General features: G+C 69.6%; 13 protein-coding genes and 1 tRNA gene. 10 read left to right on the top strand and 4 right to left on the bottom strand.

The features are described 5' to 3' along the window. Positions 1–6: 6 nt before the first annotated feature. From OV208_RS10500 to OV208_RS10490, 3 genes are all read left to right on the top strand, one after another. Complete coding sequence (locus tag OV208_RS10500) at positions 7–1,377, top strand: RsmB/NOP family class I SAM-dependent RNA methyltransferase (RefSeq protein WP_267573696.1); 1,371 nt, start codon at positions 7–9, stop codon at positions 1,375–1,377. A 54-nt stretch (positions 1,378–1,431) separates the two neighbouring features. Continuing rightward, positions 1,432–1,848, top strand: coding sequence for a hypothetical protein (locus OV208_RS10495; protein WP_267573695.1), 417 nt, complete (start codon positions 1,432–1,434; stop codon positions 1,846–1,848). Between the two features lie 66 nt (positions 1,849–1,914). Further along, a tRNA-Ala gene (locus OV208_RS10490) sits at positions 1,915–1,987 on the top strand. Positions 1,988–2,131: 144 nt separating this feature from the next. Here OV208_RS10490 and OV208_RS10485 read toward each other — a convergent pair. After that, on the bottom strand, positions 2,132–3,052 hold the full coding sequence (locus OV208_RS10485; RefSeq protein ID WP_267573694.1) for a class I fructose-bisphosphate aldolase: 921 nt from the start codon (positions 3,050–3,052) through the stop codon (positions 2,132–2,134). A 234-nt stretch (positions 3,053–3,286) separates the two neighbouring features. Between OV208_RS10485 and OV208_RS10480 the strand changes: the two genes are divergently transcribed. Together OV208_RS10480 and OV208_RS10475 are read left to right on the top strand one after the other, a co-directional pair. Beyond that, complete coding sequence (locus OV208_RS10480) at positions 3,287–5,173, top strand: TolC family protein (protein ID WP_267573693.1); 1,887 nt, start codon at positions 3,287–3,289, stop codon at positions 5,171–5,173. A 66-nt stretch (positions 5,174–5,239) separates the two neighbouring features. Then, entirely contained in the window at positions 5,240–5,878 is a 639-nt protein-coding gene (locus OV208_RS10475; RefSeq protein WP_267573692.1) for an MlaC/ttg2D family ABC transporter substrate-binding protein, read from the top strand. Positions 5,879–5,946: 68 nt separating this feature from the next. On the opposite strand, the gene OV208_RS10470 is transcribed toward OV208_RS10475, so the two are convergent. Next, positions 5,947–7,128: an N-acetyltransferase gene (locus tag OV208_RS10470; RefSeq protein ID WP_267573691.1), complete on the bottom strand. Its 1,182-nt coding sequence runs from the start codon at positions 7,126–7,128 to the stop codon at positions 5,947–5,949. Positions 7,129–7,137: 9 nt separating this feature from the next. Beyond that, positions 7,138–8,691 carry an aminotransferase class I/II-fold pyridoxal phosphate-dependent enzyme gene (locus OV208_RS10465; RefSeq protein ID WP_267573690.1) on the bottom strand — a complete coding sequence of 518 codons (1,554 nt, stop codon included), beginning with the start codon at positions 8,689–8,691 and terminating at the stop codon, positions 7,138–7,140. A 428-nt stretch (positions 8,692–9,119) separates the two neighbouring features. Here OV208_RS10465 and OV208_RS10460 point away from each other — a divergent pair, with 428 nt between their 5' ends. The 5 genes from OV208_RS10460 (at position 9,120) to OV208_RS10440 (ending at position 15,598) form a co-directional block, all read left to right on the top strand. Beyond that, on the top strand, positions 9,120–11,588 hold the full coding sequence (locus OV208_RS10460) for an efflux RND transporter permease subunit (RefSeq protein ID WP_267573726.1): 2,469 nt from the start codon (positions 9,120–9,122) through the stop codon (positions 11,586–11,588). Positions 11,589–11,665: 77 nt separating this feature from the next. Next, complete coding sequence (locus OV208_RS10455) at positions 11,666–12,577, top strand: phosphatase PAP2 family protein (protein WP_324291367.1); 912 nt, start codon at positions 11,666–11,668, stop codon at positions 12,575–12,577. Positions 12,578–12,643: 66 nt separating this feature from the next. Further along, positions 12,644–13,852, top strand: coding sequence for an aminotransferase class I/II-fold pyridoxal phosphate-dependent enzyme (locus OV208_RS10450; RefSeq protein WP_267573689.1), 1,209 nt, complete (start codon positions 12,644–12,646; stop codon positions 13,850–13,852). Between the two features lie 7 nt (positions 13,853–13,859). Then, positions 13,860–14,588, top strand: a complete 729-nt coding sequence (locus OV208_RS10445) for a methyltransferase domain-containing protein (RefSeq protein WP_267573688.1) — start codon at positions 13,860–13,862, stop codon at positions 14,586–14,588. A gap of 35 nt (positions 14,589–14,623) precedes the next feature. Continuing rightward, entirely contained in the window at positions 14,624–15,598 is a 975-nt protein-coding gene (locus tag OV208_RS10440) for a hydroxymethylglutaryl-CoA lyase (RefSeq protein ID WP_267573687.1), read from the top strand. Between the two features lie 78 nt (positions 15,599–15,676). On the opposite strand, the gene OV208_RS10435 is transcribed toward OV208_RS10440, so the two are convergent. Then, positions 15,677–17,629: a TIM44-like domain-containing protein gene (locus OV208_RS10435; protein WP_267573686.1), complete on the bottom strand. Its 1,953-nt coding sequence runs from the start codon at positions 17,627–17,629 to the stop codon at positions 15,677–15,679. Positions 17,630–17,672: the final 43 nt, after the last annotated feature.

The following is a 17,672-nucleotide window of genomic DNA, read 5'->3' as shown; positions in this document are numbered from 1 at the left end:
ACCCCCGTGGAGATTCCCCTCTGGCCTTCGCCGCATGATCCGTCGCGTCTGGGGCGTCCGTCCCGGCGCGCGGCCACCGCCGCCCTGGAGACCCACATCGCGGTGCTCAAGGGGGATCCGCTGAAGGCGGCGCTCGCCAACGCGCTGCGGGATGCCGAAGGGCTGGGCGGACAGGAGCGGCGGTTCGTGGCGATGGCGTCGCGCGAGCTGTCCCGGCACCAGCGGCTGTTGGATCTGGCGGCGCGCCTCCTGGGCCACTCGCACGCGAAGATGGTCATGACCGAGGACCAGGCGCTGGTGCGCTACACGCTCTGGCGCCGGATCTTCTGTGGCGAGGGCTGGACGCGCATCGGCCCCGAGGTGCGATTGCCTGGCCCGGTGCGGCCCCGCACGCTGCATGACGCGGTGCTGGAGGGGCTCGCCACGAAGCCGCTTCCGGAGGCGCCCGCGTCGGAGTCCGTCGTGGATCGGCTGGCCACCCGGTACTCCTTCCCGGGGTGGCTCACCCAGCGGCTCGCGGACGTCTATCCGGAAGACACGCTGGCGGGCCTGATGGCGTCGCTGGATGAAGAGCCCTCGCTGCACTTCCGCGTGCGGCCCGCCGGGACCCGGGACGCGGTGCTCGCGGCGTTGGCGGAAGAGGGCGTGGTGGCGGAGGCCGTGCCGTCCTCGCCGGACGCGCTGCGCGTCGCGGATGCCAGCCATCGCATCTTCGAGACGCGGGTGATGAAGTCCCGGCGGCTCCAGGTGCAGGACGTGGGCAGTCAGCTCATCGTCCAGGCGTGCGTTCCTCCAGGGGGCAGCCTCGAAGGGCTCACCGTGGCGGACATCTGCGCCGGGGCCGGGGGCAAGACGCTGGGGCTGGCGGACGCGGTGGGCGCGAAGGGGCGGGTGCTCGCGGGAGACCGCTCCAAGCGGCGGCTCGCGGATGCGCGCGAACGGGTGCGCGAGTTCAGCCTCAAGCAGGTGACGTTCCCGCACCCGGTGCCGCTGGAGGCGGTGGACGTGGTGCTGGTGGACGCGCCGTGCAGCGGCACGGGTTCGCTGGCGCGCGAGCCGGATCAGAAGTGGAAGCTCACCGCCAAGGCCATCAAGGAGTTCCAGACCACCCAGTCCGCGCTCTTGGCGGAGGTGGCCGCGAAGGTGAAGCCCGGGGCGCGCATCGTTTACGCCACGTGCTCGGTGCTGCCGGAGGAGAACGACCGGGTGGTGGAGGGCTTCCTCGCGAAGCATCCGGGCTTCGCGCTGGAGTCGGTGGGGGAGGGATGGGCCCCGGAGCTCCAGGCGGGTGTGGACGGGCCGTACCTGCGCGCCCTGCCGCCCAAGGTCCCCGGTGGTGGCTTCTTCGCCGCGCGCCTCGTCCGCAAGCCGGGTTGACAGTCGGCGAGCCGTCACGTTACGCACGAACGACTTCTCCTGAGGGTGACAGCCGTGGCAGCAGACCCGAAGCAGTCCGAAGTGATGCGGCAGATCAACGAGGCCTTCCAGGCGGCCGAGTCCAAGCTCGCCAAGCTGCGTGAGGCCGTCGAGCGCAACACCGAGCTGGCGCGCGCCAACGGCAAGGCCGCCTTCCTCAAGGACAAGAAGGAACAGACCCACCGGGAGCTCGGTGAGGCCGTCTGGCAGAGCATCCAGCAGGGCCGCCTGACGCTCCCCCCGGGGTTCGATCGGTTCCTCGCGTCCATCGCTGCGGCCGAGAAGGCGGCTTCGGATCACGCCGCGCAGCTCACGGATCTGCTCCGGGAAGGAGAAGAGGCCGCGGAGCGGTTGAAGGTGGCGAAGCCACCGGTCGCAAAAAGTGTCGCGAGGCCTCAAACAGTTGTGGCAACGGGAACGAAGAAACGGTAGAAGTGCGCCGCCTTCGCAGGGCGGAACCGCTCCCCACAAGCGGTACCGGCAGCACGCAGAAAAGAAGGGGCCATAGCTCAGCTGGGAGAGCGCCTGAATGGCATTCAGGAGGTCACCGGTTCGATCCCGGTTGGCTCCACTCTGAAATGGAAAAGGCCCGCGAGAGCAATCTCGCGGGCCTTTTGCTTTGCGGGTTCGAGCCCTGAATCCGGGCCGCTCACCCGTCGGACTGACACCCCTCCCGGACCTCGTGGCGAGGTCGGGAGGGGCGCGGATACGACGCCTACTTGCCGGCGAAGACGTTCATCACGTCCTTGAGCAGCTTCACGGACTCGCCGTGCGGACGCTGGAACGCGTTGCGGCCCATGATGGAGCCGAAGCCGCCACCCTGGTGGATCTGCTTGATGTCGTCGATGAGCGCCGACGTCTCCTTCGCCTCGCCGCCGGAGAAGATGACGATGCGCTTGCCGTTGAACGCGGAGCGCACGACTTCGCGCACGCGGTCCGCCAGCGTCTTGGTGGGGATGTTGGCCTTCTCGAAGGCCTTCTTCGCCTCGGGCTGCTCCAGGAAGTCGGAGGGCGGCTTCACCTTGATGACGTGCGCGCCCAGCTGCGCGCTGATCTGCGCCGCGTACGCCACCACGTCGATGGCCAGCTCGCCCTCCTTGGACAGGGCGCCGCGCGGGTAGGCCCAGAGCACGGTGGGCAGGCCGTAGGACTTGGCCTCCGCGATGATGTCGCGCAGGTCCTCGTACTGCTCGTTGCGGGCGGCCGAGCCCGGGTAGATGGTGTAGCCCACCGCCGTGCAGCCCAGGCGCACCGCGTCCTTCACGGACGACGTCACCGCGGACATGGGCGCGGCCGTCTTGGCCAGCGAGTCGGAGTTGTTCACTTTGAGGATGAGGGGAATCTCCCCCTGGAGCTTGCCGGCGACGGCCTCCAGGAAGCCCAGCGGCGCCGCATACGCGTTGCAGCCCGACTCGATGGCCAGCTGCGCGTGGTAGTCCGGATCATATCCGGCCGGGTTCGGACCGAAGGAGCGCGCGGGGCCGTGCTCGAAGCCCTGATCCACCGGGAGGATGACGAGCTTGCCCGTGCCCGCCAGCGTGCCGCTGTTGAGCAGCCGCGCCAGATTCGTCAGCGTGCCGGGATTGTCGGAGGGGTACCAGGAGAGGATCTGCTTGACGCGGTCGGTGTGTGCCATGGGGATTTCCTTGAAGGAAGGCGTCGAACTCGGCGCGGGATTCTGCGATCCCCGCGCGCGCCGACCAAGCTTTGTCTGAAATGAATGTCGTGGATTGTCACGCGCGCTACGGGACCTCTTCGTGCGGGCGGGACTGGGCGGAAGCAGACGTCTGGCACTGCGCACCGGTGCACAGAAATGCTGCACCGGCGCAGGCTTCCGGATATGCCCGTCGCACACGAGGCGGACCACAGCATGGGCAGAGACGTCGGCAGGGTCGTCGCAGTGGCAATGATGCTCACGGGCGGTGTTTCGGGCGCGCAGCTCTCACCCACGACCGCTCCCTCGAACGCCCCGGGAACGGGCGCTCCGGGCACCGCGGCCCCCTCTCCCGGCAGCCTGTCACCCGCCACCATTCCCTCGCCGGTCGCCCCGGGAAGCCAGGGCACGCCGGGCACGCCTGGGGCTTCCGGAACGGGCTCCTCCGCGGGCAACCCTGCCGCGCGCACCGGTTCGATGCTGCCGCCCGGGCCGGCGCCGGTGAACGCGGGGCCGGCGGCCGAAGCCGGCAACGCCGCGCAGAGCGCCACCACCTCCGCGCCGAAGACCTCCACGACGATGCAGGGCACGCCGGGCGCGGGGGCCCCACCCGGCGCGGGCGTCCCACCCACCACGGCTGCCCCAGGCACGGGTGTCCCCGGTGTCGGCCGCATGCCGGGCGCAGGAGCCGGAGCCGACGTTCCGGGCGGGGATGTCCCCGAGAACGGTTCGCCCGGAGACAGTGCGTCCGCGACAGGAGAGGCGCCGGGAGCCGTCGCCGGCACGAAGCCGCCCAAGGGCCCCATCACCCTGGCCCAGTTGGTGAAGTTGGCACGCACCCAGGACGCGCGCGTGGCGGAGGCGAGCGCGGAGCTGCGCAAGTTCCAGGCGCTGCACCAGCAGGCGAAGTGGGCGTGGTTTCCCAAGTTCGAGATCACCCTGGGCGCGGGCGGCCCCGTCCCCGAGGCGCGCAACGACGGCCTGGGCGGCCCGCCCACCACGGAGGCGTCGCTGGAGGGCGACTGGAACTTCGGCAAGGTGGGCGTGACGGTGTTCTCCACCGGCAACGCGGTGCTGCCGCTGTACACGTTCGGCAAGCTGTCCGCGCTGGAGAAGGCGGGCGAGCAGGGCCCCATCGTCGGCGCGGCGTTGCGTGAGCGCGTGCGCGCGGAGGCCGGCTTCCAGGCCGCGCAGGCGTACTACGGCTATCAACTGGCGCGCACCGGCCTGAAGCAACTGGAGGATGTGGCCAGGCGCCTCAAGGACGCAGGGGACCGCATCGACGCGCTGCTCAAGGAGGACTCGGATCAGGTGGCGAAGCTGGACACGTACAAGCTGGGGTACTTCCGTCAGCTCGTGGAGGGCCAGCGCGCCAGCGCCCTGCAGGGGGAGCAGTTCGCGCTCACCGCCATCCGGCTGCTGGCCAGCGCCGCCCCGGATGAGCAGGTGGAGGTGGTGGAGGAGGAGCTGCCGCTGCGCGAGGACGTGACGGTGCCCGACCTGGAGACCGCGCTGAAGCAGGCCAGCGAGCGCCGTCCGGAGCTCAAGGCCATCTCCGCCGGCATCATCGCGCGCGAGCAGGAGGTCCTCATCCGCGAGCGCAGCTACTACCCGGACCTGGGCCTCGCGGGCTTCTACGACATCCGCTGGACGAGCAGCGCCACGCGCCAGCGCAGCCAATTCGCGTACGACCCGTACAACGACCGGACCGTGGGGCTGGGCCTCGTGGTGCGCGGCACCTTCGACATCCCCATCAAGGACGCGCAGTTGGAGCAGGCCCGCGCGGAGCTGGACAAGCTGCGCGCGCAGGAACAGACGCTCAAGGCCGGCATCCAGTTGGAAGTCACGCAGGTGCAGAGCCAGCTCGTCGCGGCCTATTCGCGGGCGAAGTCCTTCACGGAGGCGGAGAAGAACGCGAAGCGCTGGGCCACGGCCGCCTATGCCGCGTTCGACCTGGGCACCGGCGACACCCGCGAGCTGGTGGATTCCTTCACCGCGCTGGCCCAGGCGTCGGCGGAGCGGGGCAAGAGCTGGTTCGATGTGCGCGTGGGGATGGCGTCCCTGGCACGCGTGACGGGTGCCGTCCCGGCCTCGGATGAATAACCCTTCCAGGCCGCCAGTCCTCTCTCGCGTCGTTTCACGCGTCCTACAACCCGGAGCTTCATCAAAATGATTGCTTCCCTGCTTGCCGCCACGCTGCTCGCCGCCGCGCCCGTGACTCCGCTCAATGTCGTGAAGTCGGGCAACGCGGACGTCCAGAAGGCCGCCAATGCGCCGGGCGCCACCGTCCAGTCGCTCGCGTCCGTCGTGGAGAAGTTCGTCGACTTCGGGGAGCTCGCCAAGCGCGCCATGGGCGAGAAGGCCTGGGCGGGCCTCACCGCCACCCAGCGCAAGGAGTTCACCGACACCATGACGGGCCTGCTGCGCGCCTCGTACGCCCAGAAGGCCATCGGGCAGGCCAAGGCGGAGGTCGCCTACGGCAAGGAGAGCGTGCAGGGGAACGAGGCCACGGTCGACACGAAGCTCACCGTGAAGTCGGACCCGGTGCCCGTGGACTACAAGCTCTACCGCACCTCCGCCAAGACGGACTGGCGCATCTATGACGTCGTGACGGACGAGGTCTCGCTCGTGGACACGTACAGCGGCCAGTTCCGGAAGATCCTCCAGACGAAGGGCTTCGATGGTCTGCTGTCGACGCTGAAGTCCAAGCGCGCCCAGTTGGAGAAGGAGAACGCCAACACCAGCGCCGCGTCGGTGAAGGACACCGCCGCCGGCACCACGGGCGCCGCGCCCCCGATGCCGAAGTAGCAGGGGAGGGCGGTGCCTTCCGTCCGGGCCGCGAGCCCGGGCGGAAGCGTCCTACGGAAGGGCCGTGCTCAGACGGGCCGCTGGAACACGCGGTACGTCTTGGAGCGCTGGCCGCCCATGGATTCAATGGCGCGGTTGACCAGGTGGTTGTCCTCCAGCGTCCAGGAGATCTCCCCACCCGTGTAGCCCAGCGCCTTCGCGGTGCGCAGCGTGTCCAGGTACAGGATGGCGTCCAGGCCGCGGCGCCGGTAGCCCTCCTTGATGCCCAGCGTGAGCAGGCGCAGCCGCTTGAGGCGCCGCGACGCCAGCACCAGCTTCGCCAGGCCAATGGGCAGGCCGAACGTGGTGAGGCGCCCGTTGGCGGCCTTGAAGGCCGGGTTGGCGTCCGGCAGCGTCATGGAGAAGGCGACGGGCTCTCCCTTCACCTCCGCGATGAGCACCAGCTCCGGACGCACGATGGCCTTCATCTCCTTGGCCATGTGGTCGAACTCGCGCTCGGTGAACGGGATGAAGCCCCAGTTCTTCTCCCAGGCGGAGTTGTAGATCTCCTTGATGCGGGCGACCTCCGCGGGGAAGTCCTTCAGGTTCACGGGACGCACGGTGACGCCCTCGCGCTGACGGATCTTCTCCGCGATGCGCGCCACCTTCTCCGGCGGCTCCGCGGACGAGGACAGCTCGAAGGCCCACAGGTCCTTCGCCTTGGTGAAGCCGCACGTCTCCAGGAGCCCCAGGTAGTACGTGGGGTTGTACGGCATCATCAGCGCGGGGGGCGTGTCGTAGCCCTCCACGAGCAGGCCCCAGTCCTGGTTGGAGGAGAAGTTGGCCGGCCCCAGCACCCGGTCGATGCCGCGCGCCTTCAGCCACGCGCTGGCGGCGTCCAGCAGGCCCCGGGCGACGCCTGCGTCGTTCACGCACTCGAAGAGGCCGAAGAAGCCCTCCTTCGTGCCGTGGACCTCCATGTGACGCGGGTTCTTGATGGCGGCCACGCGGCCCACCACCTCCGTCCCACGCCGCGCGAGGAACAACTCCACCTCCGCGTAGTCGAAGAAGGGGTTCTTCTTCGGGTCCAGGAAGTCCCTGCGCTCCATCTCCAGCGGCGGGACCCAGTTCGGGTCGTCACGGTAGAGGGCGTACGGCAGCCGGATGAAGGCCGTCCGGTCGGCCGCGCCGCGCACGGGCGTCACCTGCACGTCCGTGGGCATGGGGGAAAGGCTGGGGGAGGCGACGTCGTGCTCGGCGGGGTGGGCCATGAGGAAAGCTCAGTTCCTTTCGGCCGGGTTGCCGTCGGAGGAACCGTCGCCGTTGCGCATGAACAGGTGGGCGCCCTTCTCCAGCAGCAGGCCCCCCAGCTCGCTGCGCTTCTCCCAGAGCTTCTTGGGCGCGCCGCCCAGCCGGCGCAGGTCCTCCGGCTGGAGGTTCGCCGCGCGCCAGGTGAGCTGCTCCACCGCGTCGAAGAACTTGCCCGCCATCTCTCGCGACGACATGCGCGACAGCTGCTCCAGCGAGAAGCCCTTGTCCGCGAGCAGGCCCGCGGAACCCGCGGCCCACGTCTCGCTCGCCTTGTTGCCGCGCACGCCCGCGCCCGGCCGGGCGATCTGCACCGGCTCGTACACCGTGGGGCGCGTCTCCGGGATGACGTTCAGCTTGCGGCCGATCTTCTCGAAGGTGTCCAGCACCTGATCCAACTGCGCGTCCGTGTGCGTGGCCATGTAGCTGGTGCGGATGAGCGCGTGGCCCGCCTCCACCGCCGGGGGAATGACGGGGTTCGCGAACACGCCCGCCTCGTGCAGCGCGCGCCAGAAGCGGAAGCACTTCACCTGATCGCCAATGTGCACCGGCACCACCGGCGTCACCGACACGCCCGTGTCGAAGCCCATGGCGCGGAAGCCGTTGTGCATCTTCTCCGCGATGTCCAGGAGGCGCGCGCGGCGCTCCGGCTCCGCCTCGATGATCTCCGTCGCCTTGAGCGCCGCCGCGATGGACGCGGGCGTCATGGACGCGGAGAAGATGACCGAACGGGCCTTGTGGCGGATGTAGTTGATGACGTCGAACGGACCCGCGAGCACGCCGCCCAGCGACGCGAAGCTCTTGGAGAACGTCCCCATGACGAGGTCGACGTCCTTCTCCAGGCCGAAGTATTCGGAGGTGCCGCGGCCCAGCTCGCCCAGGACTCCCATGGCGTGCGCGTCATCCGTCATCACGCGGGCGTTGTACTGCTTGGACAGCTCCACGATGCGGGGCAGGTTGCAGACGTCGCCCTCCATGGAGAACACGCCGTCCGTGACGATGATCTTCCCGGCGCCCGGCTCCGCCGCGGCCAGGAGCTGCTCCAGGTGCTCCATGTCGTTGTGGCGGAACTTGCGCTCCGTCGCGAACGACAGGCGTACGCCGTCCACCAGCGAGGCGTGGTTCTGGCGGTCGCTGAAGACGATGTCGTGGCGGCCGAGGATGGACGCGAGCGCCAGGTTCGTCTGGAAGCCGGTGGAGATGACGATGGCCGACTCGCGGTTGAGGAACTTGGCCAGCCGCGCTTCCAGCTCTTCATGCAGCGCGAGCGTGCCGTTGAGCAGGCGCGATCCGGAGCACGTGGTGCCGAACTTCTCCGTGGCCTTGATGGCCGCTTCCTTCACGCGCGGATCCGCGGCCAGGCCCAGGTAGTTGTTCGAGCCCACCATGATGACCCGGCGACCTTCGATCTCCACCTCCGTGGAGCCATGCGACGCTTCGATCGCCCGGAAGTACGGATACAGGCCGGTGGCCTTGGCGATGCGGTAGTCCTTCCAGGTACGGCACTTGTCGAAAACGTCGCTCATGGTGGTCTTTCTTACGCGTCGGGGGGTGATCCGAGCCGCTCTCTAGATGCAGGGCTCGCTCCGTTTTCGGACCGCCCGGCGCGCGTGACCACCCTGGGGACGACGCGTGGGGGTGAATAAAGAGGGAAATCCACACTGTCAAGGCAGGGACGGTTCCCTCGCACGCCGCGTGGGGCATCTGTGTCAGGCCGCGCCTTGACAGTAAGGCCTCTTCGGTGGCACGCCGCGCCTCCGGTCGCCTGTCCGCCAGTGAATGCTCCTGCACTTGGAGCACACACGGGTCCACACGGGGAATGGGTTCCGAGGGGCCATCTGTTTTGGGGGCCTTGCTTGTGGCCGGCTTCTTGCTTCGCCGGCACGCATCAGAGGAGCAGACGGTGTCCCAGACGCGACGACAGCGGTGGTTTGACGGTTTCATCGGGGCGGCGATGTCGCGGCCCTGGCACGTGCTGCTCGCTGTTGCCCTGGTGACAGTCGCCGCGGGCCTCTTCGCGTCGCGGTTGGAGTTCCGAGGGTCCTTCGTGGAGCTGCTCCCGGAGGGGGCCCCGGAGGTCCGGGATCTGACACGCGTGTCAGAGAAGGCGGGTGGGGACGGGTACCTCGTCATCATGGCGAAGGGTGGAACACCGCAGGCCCTGAAAACCTACGCCGCTGAACTTCAGAAGCGTCTGGAGGCCCTGCCGGAGGTCCGCTACGTCGAGCACCACTACGACGTGGGCTTCTTCCGCCGCCACGGCTTGCTGCTGCTGCCCACGGAGCAGGTGGCCGCGCTGCGCAAGGACCTGGAGGCGCGCGTCCGCTACGAGAAGGAGCGCGCGAGCCCGCTGTTCGTGGACCTGGACGCGGAAGCAGCGCCGCCGACCTTCGAGGAGATCGCCCGCAAGCACACGCCGGACACGGCGGTGCCGGAGACGCTGGCCAGCAAGGACGGCTCGGAGGTCTACCTGATGATCAAGCCGTCGGGGACGGCGGGGGACCTGGAGTTCGCTCGGCGCTTCGTGGCGAAGGCGCTGGAGACCGGCCGCCAGCTCGCGGCGGAGCAGGCCCCCGGCGTGAAGCTGGAGGCGACGGGCAACTTCCAGAACCGCATCGAAGAGGACGCGGTGATGCGCCGCGATCTGTCGAACGCGGGCCTGTTGTCCGCGCTCATCGCGGTGGGGCTCATCCTGCTGGCGACGCGGCGCGTGTCGGCGCTGGCGGTGGTGGGCGTGCCGGTGGTGGTGGGGCTGGTGCTGACGTTCGCGTTCGCGCAGGGCGCCATCGGGCACCTCAACATCGTCACGGGCTTCCTCGTCGCCATCCTCATCGGCCTGGGCATCGAATACGGGGTGCACCTGGCGATGCGCTACTGGGAGGAGCGGGAGCGACACGGGGTGCGCGAGGCGCTGGCGGCCACGGTGCGAGGCACCTTCAGCGGCGCCCTCACGTCCGCCTTCACCAACGCGGCGGCGTTCTTCGTGCTGATGCTGGCGCAGTTCCATGCGTTCCAGCAGTTCGGCCTGCTCGCGGGCATTGGCGTGCTGATGGCGGTGCTGTCCGCGTACGCGCTGGGCCCGTCGCTGCTCGCCATCGCGGAGCGCATCCGGCCCTTCCGCAAGGAGTCGGCGCAGGCCGCGGCGTCCGTGGCCGCGCCGCCCGCCGCGCCGGCCGTGCCCCAGAAGCAGTGGCGCCGCTGGCCCACGGGGCTCATCACCGCCATCGCGCTGCTGGTGGTGGGCTTCGCCGCGTACTCGGTGCGGATCGCGCCCCAGTTGGGCTTCGAAACGAACCTGCGCAACCTGAAGGGCGATTCGCCGGCGTCGCGGCTGGATGACCACATCACGCAGCAGATTGGCGCGCCGCTCAACCCGGCCATCCTCGCGGTGGATTCGCTGGAGCAGGTGCGGCAGGTGGAGGCCGTCATCGCCCAGGTGAAGGCGAAGAACGGCGCGGACTCCGTGTTCCTGCGCACCGCGTCCCTGAGCGACCTGGTGCCTTCGGACGTGGAGGGCCACGCGGCGGAGCTGGACCTCATCCGCGCGCAGCTGGACGGGCTGCCGAAGTCCGCGCAGGCCGACGCCCGGGTGCGGGAGTTCCGGGACATGGTGGACGCGAAGCCCTACGGCCTGGAGCAGGTGCCGCCGGAAGCGCGCCGCCGGTTCGAGGCGCTGGATGGCAAGGGCATGTTCCTGCTGCTGTTCCCGTCGGTGTCCAACTACGACACGCAGGACCTGAACCGCTGGGCGGCGCAGTTGAACGAGGTGATCGCGGGGGCGAAGGAGAAGGGCGTCGACCTGGCGGTGCTGGACAGCAATCGCATCGCGGCGCGCATCTTCGCCCTGGTCCAGGGGGATGGTCCGTTCATCCTCTGGGCGGCGGCGGCGGTGGTGTTCGGGGTCATCCTGATCAGCCTGCGCAGCTTCAAGAAGGCGCTGCTGGTGGCGGGCCCGCTGTTCCTGGGGATGACCTGTCTGGCGGGCGGGATGTATCTCTTCGACGTGCAGCTCAACTTCATCAACGCGGTGGTGCTGCCCAACCTGCTGGCCATCGCGGTGGACAACTCGGTGCACCTGTTCCACCGGTACGAGGAAGAGGGCCCCGGGTCGCTGGGCCGCGTGGTGCGCAACACCGGCTTCGCGGCGGTGGTGGCCACCCTGTCCAACGCGGCGGGCTACGGAGCGCTGCTGGTGGCCAACCACCAGGGCTTGCGGAGCATCGGGCAGATTGCGCTGCTGGGGGTCGTGTCCACCTTTCTGGGGACGACGGTGTTCTTCCCGGCCATGCTGGCGCTGCTGGAGCGGTGGAAGGGGCGGCGGTCCGCGGTGGTGCCCGAAGCAGGGGCAATGGTGCGGAGCCTCAATCTCGGGGGAGCCGGCGAGCTGTCGGCCGAATCGCCGGGGGAGCGCAAATCGGCGTGAACATCTGGTCTTTCAGCGAGGGTCGCGTGCGGCCCCAAGCCCGTCTCCGGTCCCGGTATCCATCCGAGGAGGCGCTCGTGCGCTTCCGTCAGGTGGACATCGTCCTCATGGCCGCCTGTTCGGTGGCGGCCCTGGTGTGCGTGGGCCCGGCTCGTTGGGCGCCGAACTCCCTGCGCAGCGCCTGCCTGTTCGGTTCGATGGCGCTGGGGTTGGCCCTGCTGCGCCTGCTGGAGGCGCGCTTCCCGCGCCAGTCGCTCATCGCCATCGCGGCGGACTTCTGGCTGCTGCCCGTGTCGGCCCTGTCGCACGGGTGGTTGGGCCCCATCGTGGACTGGATGAACCCGCTGGTGAAGGACGCCCAGCTCATCGCCGTGGACCAGCGCCTCTTCGGCTTCCAGGCGTCGGTGTCGCTGTCGCATGTGGTGCCGCCCTGGGCCAACGACGTGCTGATGCTCTGCTACTACGGCCACTTCATCTGGCCGCTGCTGCTGGGCGTCTTCCTGTACGCGCGAGCCCGGGGGCCCTCGCCGGGCTTCGACGAATTCCTGCTGGGCCTGGGCCTGCTCTTGAGCTTCAACTACGCGGCGTACTCGCTGGTGCCCGCGGTGGGCCCGCGCTACTTCCTCGTCGGTGCGTTCGACGGCGGGCTGCGCGGGTGGGTGCTCACGCCGCTGCTGGAGTCGATGATGCGCGGGCCGGTGTACACCCGGGACTGCTTCCCGTCCGGGCACACCGGGGTGGCGCTGGTGGTGCTCTTCTACGCGTTCCGGTTCGCGCGGCGCTTCTTCTGGGTGATGCTGTTCCCCGGCCTGGGGCTCATCTTCGCGACGCTGTCGGGGCGCTTCCACTACACCATCGACCTGGTGTGCGCGGTGCCGCTGGTGCTGGTGGTGACGGGGCTGGCGCTGGCGCTGTCCCGGGCGGCCCGGCAGCGCGCGGTGGAACAGAACGCGCGCTCCGTGCCCGTGGACGCTATCGTCAGGCCCTGAACCGCCAGCCGGTTGCCCCGCGGTCGGGGAGGACGTGCGCTGGCGCCTTTCTCTGAGGCCCGCCCCATGTCCCCCCGGCCCGTCCACTCGCAGCGCGTCTCCCGCTTCGGCACCACCGTCTTCTCCGAGTTCAGCGCGCTGGCGCTGAAGCACCAGGCCGTGAACCTGGGGCAGGGGTTCCCCGACTTCGACGGGCCGGACGACGTCAAGCTGGCCGCATGGGAAGCCATCCAGGATGGCATCAACCAGTACGCCCCCGGCGTGGGCGCCAAGGTGCTGCGCGACGCCATCGCGGAGCACTCGGAGCGCTTCTACGGCCACACCGTGGATCCGGACACCATGGTGTCCGTCACCAGCGGCGCGACCGAGGCCATCCTCGATGTCCTCCTGGGCCTCGTGGATCCGGGCGACGAGGTCGTGGTCTTCGAGCCGTTCTACGACTCCTACGATGCGAGCATCGCCTTCGTCGGCGCCACGCCGCGCTACGTGCCCCTGCGCCCGCCGGACGCGGAGCACACCGCGTGGTGGTTCGACCGGGACGAGGTGAAGGCGGCCTTCGGCCCGCGCACGCGGCTGCTCATCCTCAACACGCCCCACAACCCCACGGGCAAGGTCTTCACCCTCGAGGAGCTGGAGTTCCTGGGCAACCTCTGCGCGGAACACGACGCGAAGGTGCTGTCGGATGAAGTCTACGAGCACATCGTCTTCGCCCCCGCGCGCCACATCCGGGCCGCCACGGTGCCGGTGCTCGCGGACCGCACGGTGACGGTGAGCAGCGCGGGCAAGTCCTTCAGCCTCACCGGGTGGAAGATTGGATGGATCATCGCGCCGCCGCCGCTGCGGGACGCGGTGCAGCGCGCGCACCAGTTCGTCACCTTCGCCACCGCGTCGCCGTTCCAGGTGGCCATGGCCGCCGGGCTGCGGATGCCGGACGAGTACTTCCAGGAGCTGACGGCGCTCTACACGGAGAAGCGCGAACGGCTGCTCACGGGCCTGCGCGCGGCGGGCCTCACCGCGTTCGCGCCCGAAGGCAGCTACTTCATCCTCGCGGACATCTCCGGCTACGGCTTCGAGGACGACGTGGCCTTCTGCCGGCACCTGGTGACGCAGGTGGGCGTGGCGGCCATCCCCCCCAGCGTCTTCTACGGCCCGGAGCACCGGCACCTGGGCCAGCGCTTCGCGCGCTTCGCCTTCTGCAAGACGGAAGGGGTGCTCGACGAGGCCGCGCGGAGGCTGCGCGCGAAGCTGCCGGGGCTTGCTTCGGCGAAGCGCTGAGCCTCGCGTGTCCGACGACTTCTTCGGGGAGCTGTACCTGCGCAGCACGCTGCCGTTCCTCTCCGAGGAGGTGACGGCCCGGGAAGCGGAGTACCTGTCCCGGGCGTTCGCGGACGTGGAGGGGCCGGTGGTGGACCTGGGCTGTGGCCACGGCCGGCACGCGGCGCGGCTCAACGCGTCAGGGGCCCTGGCCGGGCGGGTGGTGGGCCTGGAGAGGGATCCGCTGTCACTGCGCCTGCGCCGGCCGGGCTTCCCGGTGGTGCGGGGCGACCTGCGGGCGCTGCCCTTCCAGGCCGGAACGCTGGGGGGCGCATACGCCTGGTATTCGACACTCTTCGCCTTCTCGGACGCGGAGCACGTCCAGGTGCTGCGCGAGGTGGCGCGGGTGCTGCGGCCCGGGGGATTGCTCGTCTTCCAGACGGTGCCCTACGAGCGGCTGGCGCAATCTCCGGGCGCGGCCTTCAGCCAGCGGTTACCGGATGGGAGTCTCCTGGAGGAGGAGAGCCGCTTCGACGCGACGCGTGGACGGGATGTGGGGCAGCGTCAATTGACGTTGCCGGAGGGACGCGTGCTGCGGGCGGCGTACGCCATTCGTTACTATCCTCTTGCGGAACTCAGGGGGCTGTTGGAAAGCACGGGCTTTTCGATGGCGTGGGTGCACGGAGGCCTGGATGCCGGGCCGATGACACCCGACTCGACCGACCTCATCGTGGGAGCAGGGCTCCGGCAGGGCTGAAGCAGGCCCGCATACCGCGCCCAGGACACGTCCAAGTGGATCCGAAAGAACCAGCGCGAACGCGGGTCGGCCTGTTGGGGCAACTGCCCCGGAAGGTCGACGTGTATGAGGTCGGTCCCCGCGACGGCCTCCAGAACGAACTGAGGACGCTGCCCACCCGGGACAAGGCGCGGCTGATCAACGCCCTGGTCGCGGCGGGGGAGAAGCGCATCGAGGTGACCTCTTTCGTGTCACCCAAGTGGATCCCCCAGCTCGCGGACGCGGAGGAATTGCTCAAGCAGGTGGGCCGCCGTCCGGGCGTCGTCTTCTCCGCGCTGGTGCCCAACCTGAAGGGCCTGGAGCGCGCGCAGGCGGCGGGCCTGGAGGAGGCCGCGGTGTTCATCTCCGCGTCGGAGGCCCACTCCAAGAAGAACATCAACAAGACCATCGCGGAGGCCCTGGCCGGCGCGAAGGAAGTCACCGCCGCGGCCCGCAAGGGCGGCATGCGCGTGCGCGGCTACCTGTCCACCGTGTGGGGCTGCCCCTACGAGGGCCACGTCCCGGTGGAGCGCGTGGTGGACATCTGCCGTCAGCTCGTGGACGCGGGCATCTACCAACTCAGCCTGGGCGACACGATTGGCGTGGGCACGCCCCGGCAGACGGACGAAATCCTGGGCGCGCTGTTGCAGCACATGCCTGTGGACACCCTGGCCCTGCACCTGCACGACACGCGAGGCACCGCGCTCGCGAACGCGCTCGTGGGCCTGTCCGCGGGCGTCACCACGTTCGACACGAGCATCGGCGGGCTGGGCGGATGTCCCTATGCCCCGGGCGCCGCGGGCAACCTGGCCTCCGAGGACGCGGTGTTCATGCTGCACGGCATGGGCGTGGACACCGGCATCGACCTGGACAAGTTGGTGGAGGCCGGGGAGATCGCCCAGGAGCTGATTGGACGGAAGCTCGCGGGCAAGTACCTCCAGGCCGCGCTGGGCGAACGGGAAAAGAAGTCCTCCCGCCGCGCGCAGACCTGATCCACCGGGGGCCCCGCGTTTCCGGGGGCCCCAGCATCGCCGACAGCCGCCCAGGTGCAGGGCGGCGAACTCCCGCTCCTAGTGGTCCCCGAGCATCGCCGGCAGCTGGGCTTCGAGGCCCAGGTGCTGGGCGGCGATCTCCAGCATCTTGCGCTCCTTGCGGTCGATGCGGCCGTCCACCAGCGCCATCTCCACGATGTGGCGCAGGAACACCTCCGCCTCCGGGCTGCCGCGAGGTACCAGTCGCTCGAAGAGCTGGGGTCCGGCGTTGAGCGCCATCTCCACGTTGGCCCAGGACACGCTCCAGCGCTCCGCGCACAGCTTGAGCAGGCGGCGCTCGGCGTTGGAGACCTCTCCGTCGGCGGCGGCGATGGAGGCCATCATGTAGAGCAGCCGCTCGCGCTCCTTCTGGTCCGTCATCACCCGGTCGCCGTCGACGGGGGCCACCACGGCGCCACGCGTCTCCTCGCGCGCCTGCTGGCGACGGGCCGACGCGGCCGAGTGACGCTGATCCTGCCGCACGTTCCAGGACTCGAAGGGGAGGGCGGACGCGAGCACCCAGTCCCGCTCGCCGTTGCCCAGCACCGTGCCGCAGAACTCGCAGGTGTTGGCGCCGCTGTTGGTGAGGGGCGCGTTGCACTGCGGGCAGCGGTCCGTGGACATGCCGGTGTCGGTGTTCGTCTTCGCGCCATGGCGGCGCACCAGCGTGAAGACCCAGCGCTGCGGCACGGTGGGGAGGCTGGGAGGCCGCTCGTTCACGGGACCAATGCCCATGCGCGCGCTCCAGCGGAGCTCCACCTGCGCCTCGTCGAACGACTCCGGGTGCACCTCCAGCGCGCGCACATCCACCGCGCCCACCGCGCACTCCAGGAAGACGCGCCGGCGGCCGCGCTTGCCCAGCTCCTCCAGCTCCGAGGACAGCCGGGTGATGACCTCCGCGTTGGCGACCTTGGACAGGCGCTGCGTCTCGTTGCGGCTCTGCGCGTCGATCCACTTCCAGAACAGCAGCGACGCGCGGTCCTCCAGCATCTCCAGGTTCAGCGCCGGGTCGTCCGCGCGGGCCTGCATCAGGCCGTCCACCTGCTTGTGGTGGCGCACGTGCTCCACACCTTGCGTAATCTCCGCGAGCGTCCAGTCGTAGTTGCCGGAGTTCACCACCGCGTTGCAGAACTCGCAGGTGTTGGACGCGCCGCCCTTGTACGGGGCGCCGCAGTTGGGGCACTTGCCCTGGAACAGGTCCTCGCCGATGCGCGTCTGCGCGCCGGGCTTGCGCACGAAGGTCCACACCTCCGTGAAGGACTCCGCCGCCACCTTCTTCGCGGCGGCCATGGCCTGCGCGTCCGTCTGGTCCGCGGGCACGTCCGTGTCGCGGATGCTGGCGCGCACGCGCACGTGGATGCTGTCGTACCAGTTCGTCTGGTGCAGCCCGATGAGCTGCACGTCCTCCACGTTGATGTCCGCCAGCGCGTCACGCACGCCCTGGGCCTTCATGAGCTGGAGCTGCACGTTGAAGCGCTGCCACGTCGCATCCGACAGGAAGGGGCGCACGGGCGTCATGTCGCGGCGGAACCACGACTTCTGCAGCTCCAGGAAGAGCCAGCGCACCTTGTCCAGCGTGGGCTGGATTTCAAACGACGGGTCCTTGAGCTTCAGTGCGTTGACCCAGCCCTGCACGTCGCGGCCGGATACCTGCGTGCGCACCTCCGCCTCGCGTTGATCCAACGCGCGCTGCGTGGTGGCGGTGGGGTGCAGGTTGCGCTTGTAGAGCCAGTACAGCACGCCGCCGATGAGGAGCAGGGGCAGGGTGACCTTCGGGTACAGGAAGATCATCCGCACCAGGTCGAAGAGCAGCCAGAGGGGCAGGCCGTCGCCACCTCCGCCCCCGCCGCGATCACGCCCGGAGGTGTAGTGCTCGCCCCCGCCACCACGCGCCAGGGCCACCAGGGGCAGGGCCAGCACGAGCAGGGCGAGGACGGTGCGCAACCCAGGCGACCATTGCCACGGGCGTTTCGTCGGAGGGCACGAAGGCATGGGTGAAATCCTATCCGTTTACGGCTTGCCAGACTGGAGAACC

It is taken from the genome of Corallococcus sp. bb12-1, assembly GCF_026626765.1.
Classification (GTDB): Bacteria; Myxococcota; Myxococcia; order Myxococcales; family Myxococcaceae; genus Corallococcus; species Corallococcus terminator.
The sequence above is the reverse complement of the archived record's forward strand: the minus strand, read 5'-3'. Positions and strand labels throughout refer to the sequence as shown.

Bases quoted from the DNA above. Each gene is read 5' to 3' on its own strand.
- OV208_RS10480 (WP_267573693.1), top strand. From the start codon at position 3,287: ATGGGCAGAGACGTCGGCAGGGTCGTCGCAGTGGCAATGATGCTCACG.
- OV208_RS10450 (WP_267573689.1), top strand. From the start codon at position 12,644: ATGTCCCCCCGGCCCGTCCACTCGCAGCGCGTCTCCCGCTTCGGCACC.
- OV208_RS10460 (WP_267573726.1), top strand. From the start codon at position 9,120: ATGTCGCGGCCCTGGCACGTGCTGCTCGCTGTTGCCCTGGTGACAGTC.
- OV208_RS10465 (WP_267573690.1), bottom strand. From the start codon at position 8,691: ATGAGCGACGTTTTCGACAAGTGCCGTACCTGGAAGGACTACCGCATC.
- OV208_RS10470 (WP_267573691.1), bottom strand. From the start codon at position 7,128: ATGGCCCACCCCGCCGAGCACGACGTCGCCTCCCCCAGCCTTTCCCCC.
- OV208_RS10485 (WP_267573694.1), bottom strand. From the start codon at position 3,052: ATGGCACACACCGACCGCGTCAAGCAGATCCTCTCCTGGTACCCCTCC.
- OV208_RS10475 (WP_267573692.1), top strand. From the start codon at position 5,240: ATGATTGCTTCCCTGCTTGCCGCCACGCTGCTCGCCGCCGCGCCCGTG.
- OV208_RS10435 (WP_267573686.1), bottom strand. From the start codon at position 17,629: ATGCCTTCGTGCCCTCCGACGAAACGCCCGTGGCAATGGTCGCCTGGG.